Annotated in this window: 9 protein-coding genes and 3 pseudogenes; 5 read left to right on the plus strand and 7 right to left on the minus strand. The window is 62.9% G+C overall.

The genetic code is table 11. The annotated features are described in order from the left end of the window. The first annotated feature begins 185 nt into the window (after nt 1-185). Nucleotides 186-1,886: a calcium-binding protein gene (locus U0C82_RS08925; RefSeq protein WP_322186718.1), complete on the plus strand. Its 1,701-nt coding sequence runs from the start codon at nt 186-188 to the stop codon at nt 1,884-1,886. A 364-nt stretch (nt 1,887-2,250) separates the two neighbouring features. Continuing rightward, nucleotides 2,251-3,321, plus strand: a complete 1,071-nt coding sequence (locus tag U0C82_RS08930) for an MBL fold metallo-hydrolase (protein ID WP_322186719.1) — start codon at nt 2,251-2,253, stop codon at nt 3,319-3,321. A 22-nt stretch (nt 3,322-3,343) separates the two neighbouring features. Here U0C82_RS08930 and U0C82_RS08935 read toward each other — a convergent pair whose 3' ends face one another. From U0C82_RS08935 to U0C82_RS08950, 4 genes and pseudogenes are all read right to left on the minus strand, one after another. Beyond that, nucleotides 3,344-5,149 (minus strand): M10 family metallopeptidase, encoded by a 1,806-nt coding sequence (locus tag U0C82_RS08935; protein WP_322186720.1) that lies wholly within the window; start codon nt 5,147-5,149, stop codon nt 3,344-3,346. A gap of 432 nt (nt 5,150-5,581) precedes the next feature. Beyond that, nucleotides 5,582-6,496, minus strand: coding sequence for an SRPBCC family protein (locus tag U0C82_RS08940; RefSeq protein ID WP_322186721.1), 915 nt, complete (start codon nt 6,494-6,496; stop codon nt 5,582-5,584). Between the two features lie 11 nt (nt 6,497-6,507). After that, entirely contained in the window at nt 6,508-7,374 is an 867-nt protein-coding gene (locus U0C82_RS08945) for a phosphoenolpyruvate hydrolase family protein (RefSeq protein WP_322186722.1), read from the minus strand. After that, a pseudogene (locus U0C82_RS08950) lies at nt 7,371-8,282 on the minus strand (Tm-1-like ATP-binding domain-containing protein); the annotation flags it as partial. The pseudogene U0C82_RS08950 and the gene U0C82_RS08945, both read right to left, overlap by 4 nt. Here U0C82_RS08950 and U0C82_RS08955 point away from each other — a divergent pair. Beyond that, nucleotides 8,269-8,405: pseudogene (locus tag U0C82_RS08955) on the plus strand (IS6 family transposase); the annotation flags it as partial. The pseudogenes U0C82_RS08950 and U0C82_RS08955 sit on opposite strands and share 14 nt — an antisense overlap. A gap of 259 nt (nt 8,406-8,664) precedes the next feature. Here the strand turns inward: U0C82_RS08955 and U0C82_RS08960 are convergent. Continuing rightward, the gene (locus U0C82_RS08960; RefSeq protein WP_322186724.1) at nt 8,665-9,465 is read right to left on the minus strand and encodes a hypothetical protein; all 801 of its coding nucleotides are present in this window, start codon (nt 9,463-9,465) and stop codon (nt 8,665-8,667) included. 8 nt (nt 9,466-9,473) lie between these two features. After that, entirely contained in the window at nt 9,474-10,367 is an 894-nt protein-coding gene (locus tag U0C82_RS08965) for a DMT family transporter (RefSeq protein WP_322186725.1), read from the minus strand. Between the two features lie 54 nt (nt 10,368-10,421). Here U0C82_RS08965 and U0C82_RS08970 point away from each other — a divergent pair, with 54 nt between their 5' ends. Both U0C82_RS08970 and U0C82_RS08975 read left to right on the plus strand, forming a co-directional pair. Beyond that, a complete protein-coding gene (locus tag U0C82_RS08970) occupies nt 10,422-10,952 on the plus strand; it encodes an Lrp/AsnC family transcriptional regulator (RefSeq protein WP_322186726.1) in 531 nt (176 codons plus the stop codon). A gap of 255 nt (nt 10,953-11,207) precedes the next feature. Continuing rightward, nucleotides 11,208-11,285: pseudogene (locus U0C82_RS08975) on the plus strand (IS6 family transposase); the annotation flags it as partial. Between the two features lie 109 nt (nt 11,286-11,394). On the opposite strand, the gene U0C82_RS08980 reads toward U0C82_RS08975, so the two are convergent. Further along, a complete protein-coding gene (locus U0C82_RS08980; protein WP_322186727.1) occupies nt 11,395-13,014 on the minus strand; it encodes a phosphoenolpyruvate hydrolase family protein in 1,620 nt (539 codons plus the stop codon). Nucleotides 13,015-13,215 lie beyond the last annotated feature (201 nt).

Raw genomic sequence — 13,215 nt, forward strand, 5'->3', positions numbered from 1 at the left:
AAACCGGCCTCGCTGCCATCTGGCGGCGGGCTTCGCTGACCTCCCGGGCGCCCACCGAAACGTTCGGTGGATGCCGCAAATCGTTCGCAACGCGATCGACTGAAGCGATTTTTTTAAAACGCCCTTAGCATCTTGTCGGCATGGTCGTAACATCAAGCGAACCGCTCGCTCTCGAGGATGTTTCCATGGCTTTGCTCTCCGGTTTCGACACCACGCTTTCCAACGTGAACATTGCGGGCCAGGCCGCGCTCGCCGCGTTCTCGGGCGGCGCCATACCGCCCGGATGGAGCGTCGTCGCGCCTGCGCAGCTGGGGATCGCGCCGCAATATCAGGACGGCAACTACTTCACCAATGGCAGCGCCAGCGCCATCGTGCTGCAGCAGGGCAATTTCGTGATCGTTTCGTTTCGCGGAACGGACGACCAGGGCGATGCCCTTTATTTCCCGCAGCTGGTCTCCGGCACCTATATCGACAATTTCCGGCCGCTCCTGAGCGCCGTCGCGGCAGCCGCGCCGGCCGGGACCGAATTCGGGTTCACCGGGGCAAGCCTCGGTGCCGGCGCAGCCAACCAGCTCGCCTCCATCGCATCCAGCGCCTATGGCGGCACGTTCGCGGGGGCGCAATTCGTCGCCTTCGCCTCGCCCAACATCTCGAACGCCAGCGGCATCCTGAATTTCGGCTTCGAGAACGATCCGATCTACCGGGTGATCGCCAACCATGGCGACAACCCGTCCAGCCTCGACAATCTGGTTCTGGCGACGTCGGAATACATGGCCGGCAACTACGATGGCCGACACCCTTACGACGAATACGCCCACAATCGGGCCGACCTCGCCTTCGACGCGCTCGGCCGGCTGGCGGTCTCGAGCTTCTATGAGGCGATGGGGCCGGATTCCGTCGTCATCTTCGACGCCCATGCGGGCGTGGTGCAGGACAGGATGCCGGGACGCGAAAGCACCGGCGCCTTCTATCTCGGCGAGACGCGCGACGACACGATCGTGGGGCGGGCCGGCAACGACGTGATCGAAGGCTTCGGCGGCAACGACGTTCTGGTCGGTGGCGGCGGCAACGACCTGCTCGTCGGCGGCGAGGGGGTCGACACGGCCTCCTATGGCGGAACCGCGAACCGGTACGGCCTCCTCGACGTGCAGGGCCAGATCGTGGTGACGACCGCCTCGGGCGAGGGCACCGACCGCACCGTCGGCATCGAACGGTTCCAGTTCGCCGATCGCGTCGTCGCGGCCGGCGATGTCCCGAACGTTCTCGAATATGTCGCGAGCCATCGCGATCTGATCACCGCTTTCGGCACCAATGGCGAGGCCGCACTTGGCCACTTCCTCGCCCATGGATTTGCCGAGGGCCGGCAGGCGACCTTCGATGCGCTGGCGTATACGGCGAGCCATGCCGACCTGATCAGGGCCTTCGGGCTGAACGAGGCCGCCTCGGCGGGTCACTTCATCACCAGCGGCATGGCCGAGGGCCGGCAGGTGACCTTCGACGCGATGGAATACACGGCAAGCTACACCGACCTGATCACGGCCTTCGGCACGAACGAGGCCGCCGCGGCGCGCCATTTCATCGCCAGCGGATTTGGCGAGGGTCGGCGGTCGACCTTCGACGCGATCGAATATACCGCAAGCCACGCCGACCTGATCGTGGCATTCGGGACCAACGAAGACGCCGCGACGCGTCACTTCGTCGAGAACGGCTATCGTGAAGGCCGGCTGGCGGACAGTTTCGACGCCAGGCAATATGCCGCGAACTATGCCGATCTCCGGGCCGCCTTTTCCAACGGATCGGGCGGGTATGACGAGGATGCGGCGGCGCTGCACTTCGTCCGGTTCGGTTTCGCGGAAGGCCGGACGGACGATCTGATCCTCGGCTGACGAGCATCGGTTCGCGGCCCGCACTTGCCATCCAAACGGCTTGCCGAGCCCGGGAAACGGCCTCGGCTGATCGCGAGGGCGATGGCGATCGCCGCCCGTCGTCCCGGCTCGCGGTGCGGATCGCCGCCTCCAGACCGCAGCTTGTTGTCCAAGCTCGCAGAAGCGCGCGTCGCAGACGCCGGCCGGTCCCCGAAGCGGGTTGCCGGTCGACGCCGCAGCCGCCAAGAAAACCGCCGGATCGAACCGGCGTCGCCGTTCACCCCCGGCATTGTCCGCCGAAAGCCCGGCGTGACGCAAACCCGCATCGACTGCGGGCGGTCGTTGCCGTAAGTCGAGCCGAAGGACGACGGCACGGAATGGAATGATGAACCGGCGAAGCGTACTGAAGATCCTGGGCCTTACCGGCATCGCGCTCGGCGGGGGTCTCACCGCGACCAGGGCTTTCGGCGGCAACCCCTATTATGGCGGTCCGCCCAGCGACCATTTCGACGGCCGCCTTTTCTTCAATCCCGCCGGCGATGAGCCGTCCGGATTCTCGGACCTGCTGCGCTGGAAGCTGGGCGGGGGGCGGGCCGACTGGCCGAGCCGCTGGCCGCAGCCGGCCTTGACGCCGCCGGACACGCCGGAGCGTCTGACGGGAAACGCCTTGCGGGTCACGATGATCGGCCACGCGACGCTTCTGATACAGGTGTCGGGGGTCAACATCCTGACCGACCCGGTCTTCTCGCAACGCGCCTCGCCCTTCGGCTTTGCCGGCCCGCACCGCGTCAGCGACCCAGGCATCGCCTTCGACGACCTGCCGCCGATCCATCTGGTCCTCCTCAGCCACAACCATTACGACCATATGGATCTCGATACGCTCGCAAGACTGGCCCATCGCGATGATCCCGTGGTCTGTACCCCGCTCGGCAACGATACCATCATCCGCGAACGGGCGCCGGGCATGCGCATCGTCGCACAGGATTGGGGCGATGTTCACGCCATCGGACCGCTGCGCATTCATTGCGAGCCGACGCATCACTGGTCGGCGCGCGGCGTGACGGACCGGCGCATGGCGCTCTGGTCGTCCTTCATGATCGAAGGGCCCGCCGGGCGGATCTATCATGTCGGCGACACGGGATTTGCCGGCGGGCGGAACTATCGCGACGCCCGCGCCCGGCACGGTCCCGTTCGCCTCGCCCTTCTGCCCATCGGAGCCTACGAGCCGCGCTGGTTCATGCGCCCCGTCCATCAGAACCCCGAAGAGGCCGTTGTGGGCTTCACGCTTCTCGATGCCGCCTATGCGGTCGGCCACCATTGGGCGACATTCCAGCTGACCGACGAAGCGATCACCGATCCGCGCGACAGTCTGCATGCCGCGCTGGACGCACAGGGCATCGCTCGCGCTCGGTTCCGTCCGCTCGTTGCTGGCGAAAGCTTCGACGTTCCGGGCTGACCGCGCGGGCGGCCGTCGAGGTTCATGCAATCTCGACGGGCGCCGTGCCGAGCAGGCGCTCCTCGGCAACACCGAACCAGTAGAGATGCTGCAGCGGATTCATGCCGGCGGCCGCGACGTCAGGGTTCTGGCCGAAATAGGTTTCAGTATCGAAGAACGTCGACGCAGCGCGTCCTTCTCGCGCGCCGAACTGAAGATAATGATCATAGGCCGTCACGCTGCCGTTCTTTACGGCGGCCGCAACGTCGGCGTTGGATGCAAGGTACGATTTCGTATCGAACAACGGAACAGCATCCCGGCCTTCACGCTCTCCGAACAGGCGGAAATGCTCCAGTCCGGATTTGAACGCTCCGGCGGAGACGGCGTTCGCGACGTCGAGGTTTTCCTGCAGGTAGAAAACCTCGTCGAAGGGAATGGCGTTGGGCTGGGGGGGCGGTGCTTGAACGAGGCGGATGCCATCGACCGTTTGAACGAGCTCGACACTGGAGAGAAGGGCGGATCCGCCGTCGTAGGACAGCAGAGCGCGACCGTCCGAGGCGATGCCGGTTTGCATCCCCGTGCCGGCAATGGTCAGAACGAGCATATCCGTGCCGCGACCGCCGTCGACCACATCAGCCCCGACCCGTGTCTGAACGATGTCGTCGCCCGCGCCGGCGACAATCCGATTGTCGGCATTGTTGGCAATGATGCGATCAGCGCCCGAACCGCCGATCGCGTTCTCGATGACAACGCCGTTGGCGATCGTAAAGCCGCCTTGAACGCCCTCATTCAGTGAAAGGTAGCCGCCGGCGCTGGGTCCGGTAAGGGGCGCCTCGCGAAGGTCGATGAGCGAGCGGACGGAGGAGGTGGAGTTGTCGATCGTGTCGATGCCCCCGGTATCCCAAAGGGTCGTCCAGAACGCGCCGGGTCCATTTTCGGTGCCGAGTCCGTAGGTGTTATCCTCGGTCCGGTAGTCTCTGTTCACGCCGTAGATCGTCTGCAGCGCAGCGACGTCGAGTGCGCCCAGGCCTCCAAGATTGCCATAGACCGGATTTGCCGCGCCGAACACCGAAGCGAGATTCGTGATGTAGGACATCACCGTGAACGGCGCCTGATTCTGCCCGTCGCCGATGTCTTCATCACCTGTGACCAGGGGAAACGTCGTTGCATCGGCCCGGTCGCCGCCGTCATGCGGATGAGCCAGCCCCATGCCGTGGCCGAGCTCATGGATGATCGTGTTGAACCCATCGCCACCACGTTGCAACTCGGCCCATTGCGGCAGGTCTTGATTGAAGATGCCGTAGACCTGATTGGGGTTCGATGGGAACGGGCTCGTCCCGTTGGGTCCCAGATGAAAACCGGCCGTCTTGTCCGTCAAAAGGTCGATACCGGCCTGCCACTCCACGATGTTCGCCTCAGCCAGGGACGCGGCTTCTTCAAACCGCAGGGGCGTTACGGCCGCGAACAGATCGAATGCCTGGGTGAATGCGGCTTTTTCGTCATTCGACCAGGGGTCCATGAGCGCCGTCTGCGGCGGCCTGTCGGTCGGATCGTCCGCCAGGGAATTGAAGAAGGCGATCGGCCCGACAGTGTCCGAAACGTCCGATTGATCGGCAAAATAGTATGTAATCGGCCCGGTATCCGTCCGCCAACTGTTCGCTCCCCAGATGAGGGCGTCGATATAGACGTTGTTGAACCCGGAGCCCGCATTCGTCGGGCTTTGAAGCGCACCAGCATTCAAGGACGCGTCACTTGCCATGAACCGGTTGTCGAGTGTGCTGAGCCAAAGTCCTGACTCCTGCTTGTTGAAGTGATTACACAAGTAGCACACCGGATGTTCCTTCGCCAAGTATTCGCGAGTCGGCAGACGTCGCGCTATTTCGTCAGTGATTCGATATCGAACGTATCGCCACGAGAATTAAATGTCCTAAGCAAATCTGCCACACCAGATCGCGGAACCGATAGCCTGGCTTGTTCGAAACTGGACTGAATAGCGCAATGTCTTCTTTTGATGCTCCGACTCTTTACCCGCATGGTCGGGACCGACCTGCGCTCAATGCCGTGGACGAGGGTTGAGGCAAGGTTCGATGACCTTGCACCCGGCTTTCATGCGGCCATGGGCGAAAGCCGCCACCTCCCGCTCCGCTCCGATTGGAGAAGCGTCGCAAGCCGGCGTTTCCGGGCTTTGCCACGATGGCGCTGCTCGTTGCCATGTCTCGCCAATCCTTCGACCGTTCCGCCGCGCGGGCAGGCGTCGGGGCACGTCTCGGGGCGCCGGGCGCTACACGCGGCGGAGCTGCTTCTCCAGCGTGTCGAACGCTTTCTGGAACACGGTCTCATGCACGGTCGGGATGAGCGTGAGATCGTCCTGCGCCGTTGCCGTCCAGTCGGCCGTCCAGACGGCGAAGGTCTGGCCGTTGTCGGTCACCGGATAGAGACGCGCGCCCGCATGGTAGTTGAGCCACGGCATCGGGCTCTTCAGGATGCGGTAGCGGAACGCGTGCTCCGTATCGGAGAGGTAGGTGAGCTGCTCCCAGAGCGCGCCTTCGCCGAAGAGAAAGTCGCGCACGCCCGAGATCTTGTTCGGGCGCGCGCCGTCTCGCATGTGCATCCGGGTGATGTCCTCGTGCCATCCGCCCATGCCGCTGAAATCGCGCATCGTCGCCCACACGGTCTCGATCGGCGCGGCGATCAGGCTCGAAGTGAACACCTTGGCCGGGCGCAGGCCCTGCCAGCGCTGCGTATCGGCCGGCCGGGCGATGCCGGCGACCCTGCCGGCCAGCGCCTTCAGCCCGGCGGCGAAGACATCGTTGGACACGATGTCGACATACTTGCCGGCATCACCGGGCTGCTCGTCGAACTCCGCCCACCACCGAACGAAGGTCCGGTCCGACTTCGTTTCGGGAATGAGCTCCATCCCTGCCAGATAGTTCGTGACGGGAAAGGCCGGCGTCTCGAAATTGTAGGTGAAGCCATAGCGGCTGTCGTCCAGCGACAAGAGGCGCTCGCGCACGGCCGTCCCGTCGGCAAGAGCGAAGGAGCGGATGCACCCCACGACGTCCGCGTCGAGACCGTTCTCGATGTCGCTGCGCGTAATCGCCGGGTTCCAGCTCGGCATGGCGTTGAAATCGCGAATGACGCTCCAGACGACCTCGACCGGAGCGTCGACGATGGTGCTGGCGAAGGCCTTGGCCATGGGGTCTTCCTTCAGAAGGTCAGTTGCTTGAAGCGTTTCGTCTGGTCGATCAGCGCCGTCTCGGTCGGCAGCCGCTCCATCGAGCTGGCGCCGTAGAAGCCGTTGCAGCCCTGCGTGCTGCGCAGGACGTATTCGGCGTCTTCGGGGTTGGCGATCGGCCCCCCATGGCACAGGATCAGGATGTCCTTGCGCACCGCCCTCGCGGCCAAGGCCCAGGCGTCGATGTCGCCGATGCAGTCGTCGAGGGTGCGCGCCGTCTCCGCGCCGATGGCGCCACCGGTGGTCAGCCCCATGTGGGCGACCAGAATATCGGCCCCGGCCTCGGCCATTGCGACCGCCTCCTCGGCCGAGAACACATAGGGCGTCGTCAGCATGTCCTTCTCGGCCGCCAGCCGGATCATGTCGACCTCCAGGCTGTAGCTCATTCCGGTTTCCTCCAGGTTCTGCCGGAACACCCCGTCGATCAGGCCCACCGTCGGGAAATTCTGTACGCCGGCAAAGCCGAGTGCCTTCAGCCGGTCGAGATGGCAGTCCATGATGACGAACGGGTCCGTGCCGTTCACCCCGGCCAGCACCGGCGTGTGCCGGACGACGGGAAGCACCTCGCGGGCCATGTCGAGAACGATCTCGTTGGCGTTGCCGTAGGCGAGGACGCCGGCGAGAGAGCCGCGTCCCGCCATGCGGTATCGGCCGGAATTGTAGATGACGATCAGGTCGATGCCGCCGGCCTCCTCGCATTTGGCCGACAGGCCGGTCCCCGCGCCGCCCCCGATGATGGGAATGCCGCGCGCGGCCATGTCGTGGAACTTCGCCAGAAGCTCGCGGCGGGTGGGGCGGCCGGCGCGCCCGCCGGGCCGGATGGATGCTGTTTCGTTCATGATGCGATCTTTCGGAACTCTGCGACCACCGCATCGGCGAAGGCCGGATCGTTGACGTTCAGGGGAAGCTCGATGAGCTTGCGCTTGGCAGTGACGATGAAGGTGGAACGGATCGCCTCGAACAAGGCGTCGTCCGCTTTCGGGTCATGGAACGGCATGCCCGGCGCGTCGATCGCCGACACGCCCGCCAGAGGCAGAAGGAAGCGCACCTCGCCCTCACACCGGTTCAGCCGCTCGACGATCCAGCGCCCGATCGCCGCATTCTCCTGCGGCGTCGTGCGCATGAGCGTCACCTGCGGGTTGTGGACATAGAAATTGCGATCCCGGTACTTGTCCGGAACGGTCTCACGGGCGCCGAAATTCACCATGTCGACGGCGCCGACCGAACCGACATAGGGCAATCGCGTCCGCGCGACCGCGCCGAACCGGTCCTTTGTGCAGGGGAAGACGCCGCCCATCAGGAAATCCGGCACCTCCGTCGTGGTGACGTCGATCATGCCGGCGATCAGGCCCGATTCTGCGAGCTTCTCCATCGACTGGCCGCCGGTGCCGGTGGCGTGGAAGACATAGCTCTCGAACGCGTCGCCGAGCCGCTCGCGGATCCGGTCGACGCAGGTGGTCGTGACGCCGAACATCGTCATGCCGACGCCCGGCCGATCGCCGGCAACGACCGGCGGCTGCCATTTGGCCATGCCGGCAGCCGCGTGCGCAGCGTTGCCGATGACCTTGCGGCTGATGGCGTTGAGCCCGGCGACGTCGGTGACGGAGTACGACATGGCGATGTCGTTCGGGCCGAGATCCGTTTCATGATTGGACGCCCGCTTTTCCGTTCGAACCATGACATCCTGAACGGCGGTGATGGGTCGGAAGCTGCCGATCGCTCGCCTCGCCAAAAAGGATGAGCCACTTCTGTCGCCGAGAGGGATCGGCAGCGATGGAGCCGAAACGTTTCCCGGCGCGATCCGGTCTGCCGTCGAGGATCGGCTCGTGACGCCAGAGCCGATCCACACGTCACGAAGCATCTCCAGCGTAAGCACCCGACGGGTACCACTTTGTTGGGCCTGATCTGACGTAAGAGACTGTGAGTATGGATAGTTATACTCACAGTCACGAAGTTTCCCGACTTTCGCTTGTGGAGACGGGCCGTCGTCGTTGCTGGACGGACAATGCGAAGCTTCGGATCATTGCCAAGAGCGAACACGGCCTGCGTCTGATTTCGTCGACAGCACGCCGACATGGAATTTAGCCTTCCCAGCTTTTCAGCTGGCGCCGTGCTTTCGGAGCGGCGTGCTAGGTCCAATAGATGAATTCACGTTCACTCACGTCGCCGATGAATGAGTTTAGAACGATACGCCCGCCATTACTTTTAAGAACGCCATGGATCAAAGCACCATTGATGATGGCAAAATCGCCGCTGGCGACAGGAACATCGAACAGATCAGCGCCCGCGATCATCTCAGGTGGATAGGGATAGCCCTTACATTCCAAGCCGATTTGTTTTGCGATCTCTGGAGAATGACGAAGGTCGTAGACCCGAAGCATTCCTTGGCCAGCTTCACAACGTGCGTAGAAGTTAATGGCAACCAGCGTGCCGATTTCACTTATTTCCCAGTTATCGTTCCGTTCACAGAAAACCTGCGAGACATCGTCATGCGGCTGGAGAAGAAAATCGTCGTCGGACTTGTCCTTCCATTCAATTGCACGGGTATGAAGGGCTTCGCCACCATCATGCCGGGCAGGGCGAATTGTCAGATTTAAGCCGTCAGCGATCTGTTTATAAAACTCGCGAACGGGACTGATGCCTTCGAAGAGGCCTTCAACGGCTGCGACCGTGTCGTGACAGCGCTGATAATAATCATCGGGACTTTTGAAATAGTGTGACTCGCCCACCATAATTCCCGGAACATTGTCAGCGCGTGGCTTTGCTTCGTCAGATGCGTCGAACCTTTGCGCAATGGCGGCACAAATCTCTGGAGAGACGAAACCGCGTAGCCAAATCACATCGACCTCGCCGCCAATGACTCCGCCGAATGCGTGTGCCAATTCATCCGGATCGGAATGGCCGTGCCGGATTTCTGTTACCCGTAGCATGTTGCTTGCTAGCTCCTGCGATAATGGATTGTCGGGACAGTGAACGTCCACCTCAAATTGATCCCGGCGGCCCCGGTGAGAACCAGGAGGATGCCGGCCCATTGGCTCGCGCCAAGCTGGACGTGAAGGAACGCGGCATCGAGAACGATCGCGATGGCCGGATAGAGAAAGGAGATGGATGCGACCCGCCAGGCTTCGATCTTCTGGATGGCGCCGTAAAGCAGAACATACATCAGACCTGTATGAACAACGCCAAGCAGAACCATCGCGATCGTCGCACTATCGAAGCGAGGACTTGTGATCACCGCCAGATCGGCAAAGGGAAACAACACCATTGTGCCAATGATCAACTGGACGAAGGCGATCAAAGCAGGCGGTGTCGATTTGAGTTTGCGGGCTATGATGGCGGCGATCGCATAAAGAAATGCTGCCAAAAGCGCTTCGATGATGCCGAGAATATAGCTTGAGGTCAATTCGAAGTCGCCGCCCGCAAGCGCCTTGGAAATGAACAAGAGGCCAACAAGTGACACACCAGCCCAGCAAAGAACGCTTCCAGTCACCTTCTCCTTGAAAAGGAACACGCCGAACGCGATCATCATCAGTGGTTGTGTGTTATAAACAGTCGTCGCAATCCCCACCGACGTGTTCCGGTATGACGAGAACAGAAAATACCAGTTCGCCAGCAGCGCCATGCCGCCCAGCGCAGCAAAGAGCATGACGCTGCCTGTCAGATGGCTGCGCAGATACCCCTTCCACACCACCACGCCGGTCAACACCGCTGCACCAAACAGACAGCGATAGAAGATCGCGTCGATTTGTGATTGCCCGGATAGCAGGACCGTCAGCCCAATTGTGCCACAGATCGCCATGGCAGCGATCATTTCCCAAGTGCCTCGGTTCATCGTCACCTTCCGCCTCTAACGCCACGCGTGAATTTACGAGGCGAGCGAAATCTGATGAATAGTGGAAATAAGGAAATCGGACGGATCACCTACTTTAACAAGGCTTCGGAAGCCTATAAGGTTATAAAAGAAGATATGGATCGACTCGACCGAAAGATAATCAGGGCTTTGCATCGGGATGGGCGGATGACGGCCAAGGCTCTTAGCCAACTGGTTGGCCTGTCCCAACCAAGCATCGCCGAGCGGATCAAACGCCTTATGGAAACTGGCGCTCTTCGCTTCACAATCGCAGCAGACCCCAAAAGTCTTGGCTACCCGATTACGGCAATCGTCAGGATCAGTCCGCTTCCCGGCGAACTCAATCGGGTCGAAGCACTGATCGCCAAGCTCCCCGAGGTGACCCAATGCGACAAGGTCACCGGCCAAGACGCATTTTTTTGCCGGCTTCATCTGAAGGATATCGGCGACCTCGATGTAATACTCTCCAAGGTATCCCAATTTGCAACGACCAACACGTCGATCGTGAAATCCTCTCCTGTCGAAGCACGATTGCCACCCTTGGATGCAGAAGTCGTGAACGACTGATCATTCTCACGTTGAGAAGCCGAAGATCTCGAAGAATCCGGGCCTGATGATGTGACGGTCTCCTCCACGGCCTCGGAACATTAGGTGTTCAGTCCCAGATTGTAATGGTAGCTTATCGCGCCAACAGAGGGATGCGCTATCCGCGTCGGCGCGAACGATGCGACCGCCAGACAGTTCAATCTCGAACCGGGCGAGACGCGATCGCCGCCGCTTCGATGACTTCGCCTTCGGCGCCGCATCTGCTCCCGTCGAAGGCGGCTCGGCGGCTTTCGCTCGTTCAACACAGCCCGGCGCACGATCAAGGGGTTCGAGGCGATGCTCTGGCTGCGAAAGCCTTCAAGCTCTCCGAATATCACCTCCTTCTCGTCGCCAACAAATTTCAGACTGGTTTCGACCAGCCGCTGCTCTGCGGAATGTACGTCGATCGCCGCCTTGCCGGTATTCAGTCCTTCTCGGCCAGAGGCTCGCCTGTACCGCCGCTGGCGTTGGACGAGCCGATGATGGTGCGCAGGATGTCGGAGCCGATGGACCCGCCGCCGCACAGGACGGCGGCCTGCTCCACCACGCGCCGCAGTTCGCGCGTGTTCTCCTTCCAGTCGTGGGCGAAAAGCACCCGGTAGCCATCCGCGGAGATGTCCAGCGCCCCCATCTGGCGTGCCTCGCCGATCGCCTCCAGATAGAGCCGCGCATGGGCGGGAATGTCCTCGGGGCGATCGCGCAGGGGCTGGACGTCGATGCGGCCGGATCGCAGGCGCTGTACCAGCGCGCCGGCCAGACGCTGGTCCGCAAGGTCCGTATCCGTGGCGATCAGCACGAGCCGGCCTTGCGGGCTGTAGCTGCGCGTTCCGCCGACGGGCTCGATCGTGCCGCGCTCCAGCCATGCCAGAAGGTGCAGCTGCCCCGCTTCGCTGAGTTCGCCGGCATTCTCGACGATGACGGTGCCGTCGCGCGCATCGAGCGCGCCGCGGCGGCGCACCCGGCCGAAATCGGGCTCGGCTCCGAACAGGAGCTCCTCGTGCGGGACGTCGCGGTCGGCGGCGTTCAGGACCTTCAGCGGGCCCCGCTTGCCGCCCAGCGCGTGCAGGCTGCGGGCCAGCATCGTCCTTCCCAGGCCCCTTTGTCCGACGACGAGCACCGGCAGGCTGGTGGCCGAGAGCCGGACCAGCTGGTCCAGCAGGCGCGCGACGGCAGCCGACTGCCCTGTGATGCCGGCAAGCCTTGCGGCCCGCATGGTCTCGCGCGACTGCGCCGCATCGGCCTGTTGCAGGACACCGAACGCCTTGAAGGCCGAGGTCTTCTGCATCACCGAATCTTCGAGCGGCATGCGGTCGAGCGTCGAGCCGCCGACATAGCCGTCTGCCTTGGCGCCACGACAGACACGATACATGTCTTCCGGATTGACGATCGGGCCGCCTTCGACCACGCAGATGGTCTGCGGCCTCGTCTGGCGCACGCTGCTGAAGATCCGCTGCGCGCGATCGGCGGCCTCGTCGAGGGTGAAGGCCTGGGCGACCGTGCGCATGCCCCCCGCGTTCCACCCGAAGTTCAGGCACAGGATGTCGACCTCGGCTTCGAGCACCGACTGGATCTCGCGGCGGGTCTTGGCGTAGCCGAAGGTGGCGAGACCTGCTCCGCGCGCGAGCCGGAGGAGCTCCACCTCCCGCGAATAGCCGAGCCCCGCCTCTTCGAGCGCGTGGCGGAACCTGCCACCATAGTGAATGCTGGTCGGAAAATTGGCGATGCCGTGATAGCCGGTCGCGGCGATTTCGGCGACGAAGCGTTCCAGGTCGAGGGCTGGATCAAACGCCGAGGCGCCGAAGAAGACGGGGACGGAGACCTTGTCGAGTATTTCCCGGCGCGCGAAACGGTCCGTGAAGCTGTTGGCATGATCGAGCGGCAGCATCGCGGCAATGGAAGGCGCTCCCATCACGCGGTAGCGCCCCGCATTCAGGGCCAGCAGGAAGTCGGCACCGCCGCGTTCGGCCGCCTCCGCCGTCATGCCCATGCCGATGGCGGCGCCGACCAGGGGCTCTACGCTCGTCTTGGTGAACATCGATACCATGTCGATAAAACCCTGCCGCTGGGAAGCGCGGTGCCGAAAACGGGAACGAACGGCCGGATCGCGGGACGTCCATCTAGATCTTAACAGATCTTTCTTCTTCCCGGTCGTGCCGTCGCGCCTCGGATCCTCCACCCTTCTCGTGTGCCGAACGGATGCGTGGGGCACCGGGCACTCCTCATATCCGAGCCGGCCCCGCTCTGC

This window comes from Fulvimarina uroteuthidis, from assembly GCF_034321785.1.
Lineage (GTDB): Bacteria > Pseudomonadota > Alphaproteobacteria > Rhizobiales > Rhizobiaceae > Fulvimarina > Fulvimarina uroteuthidis.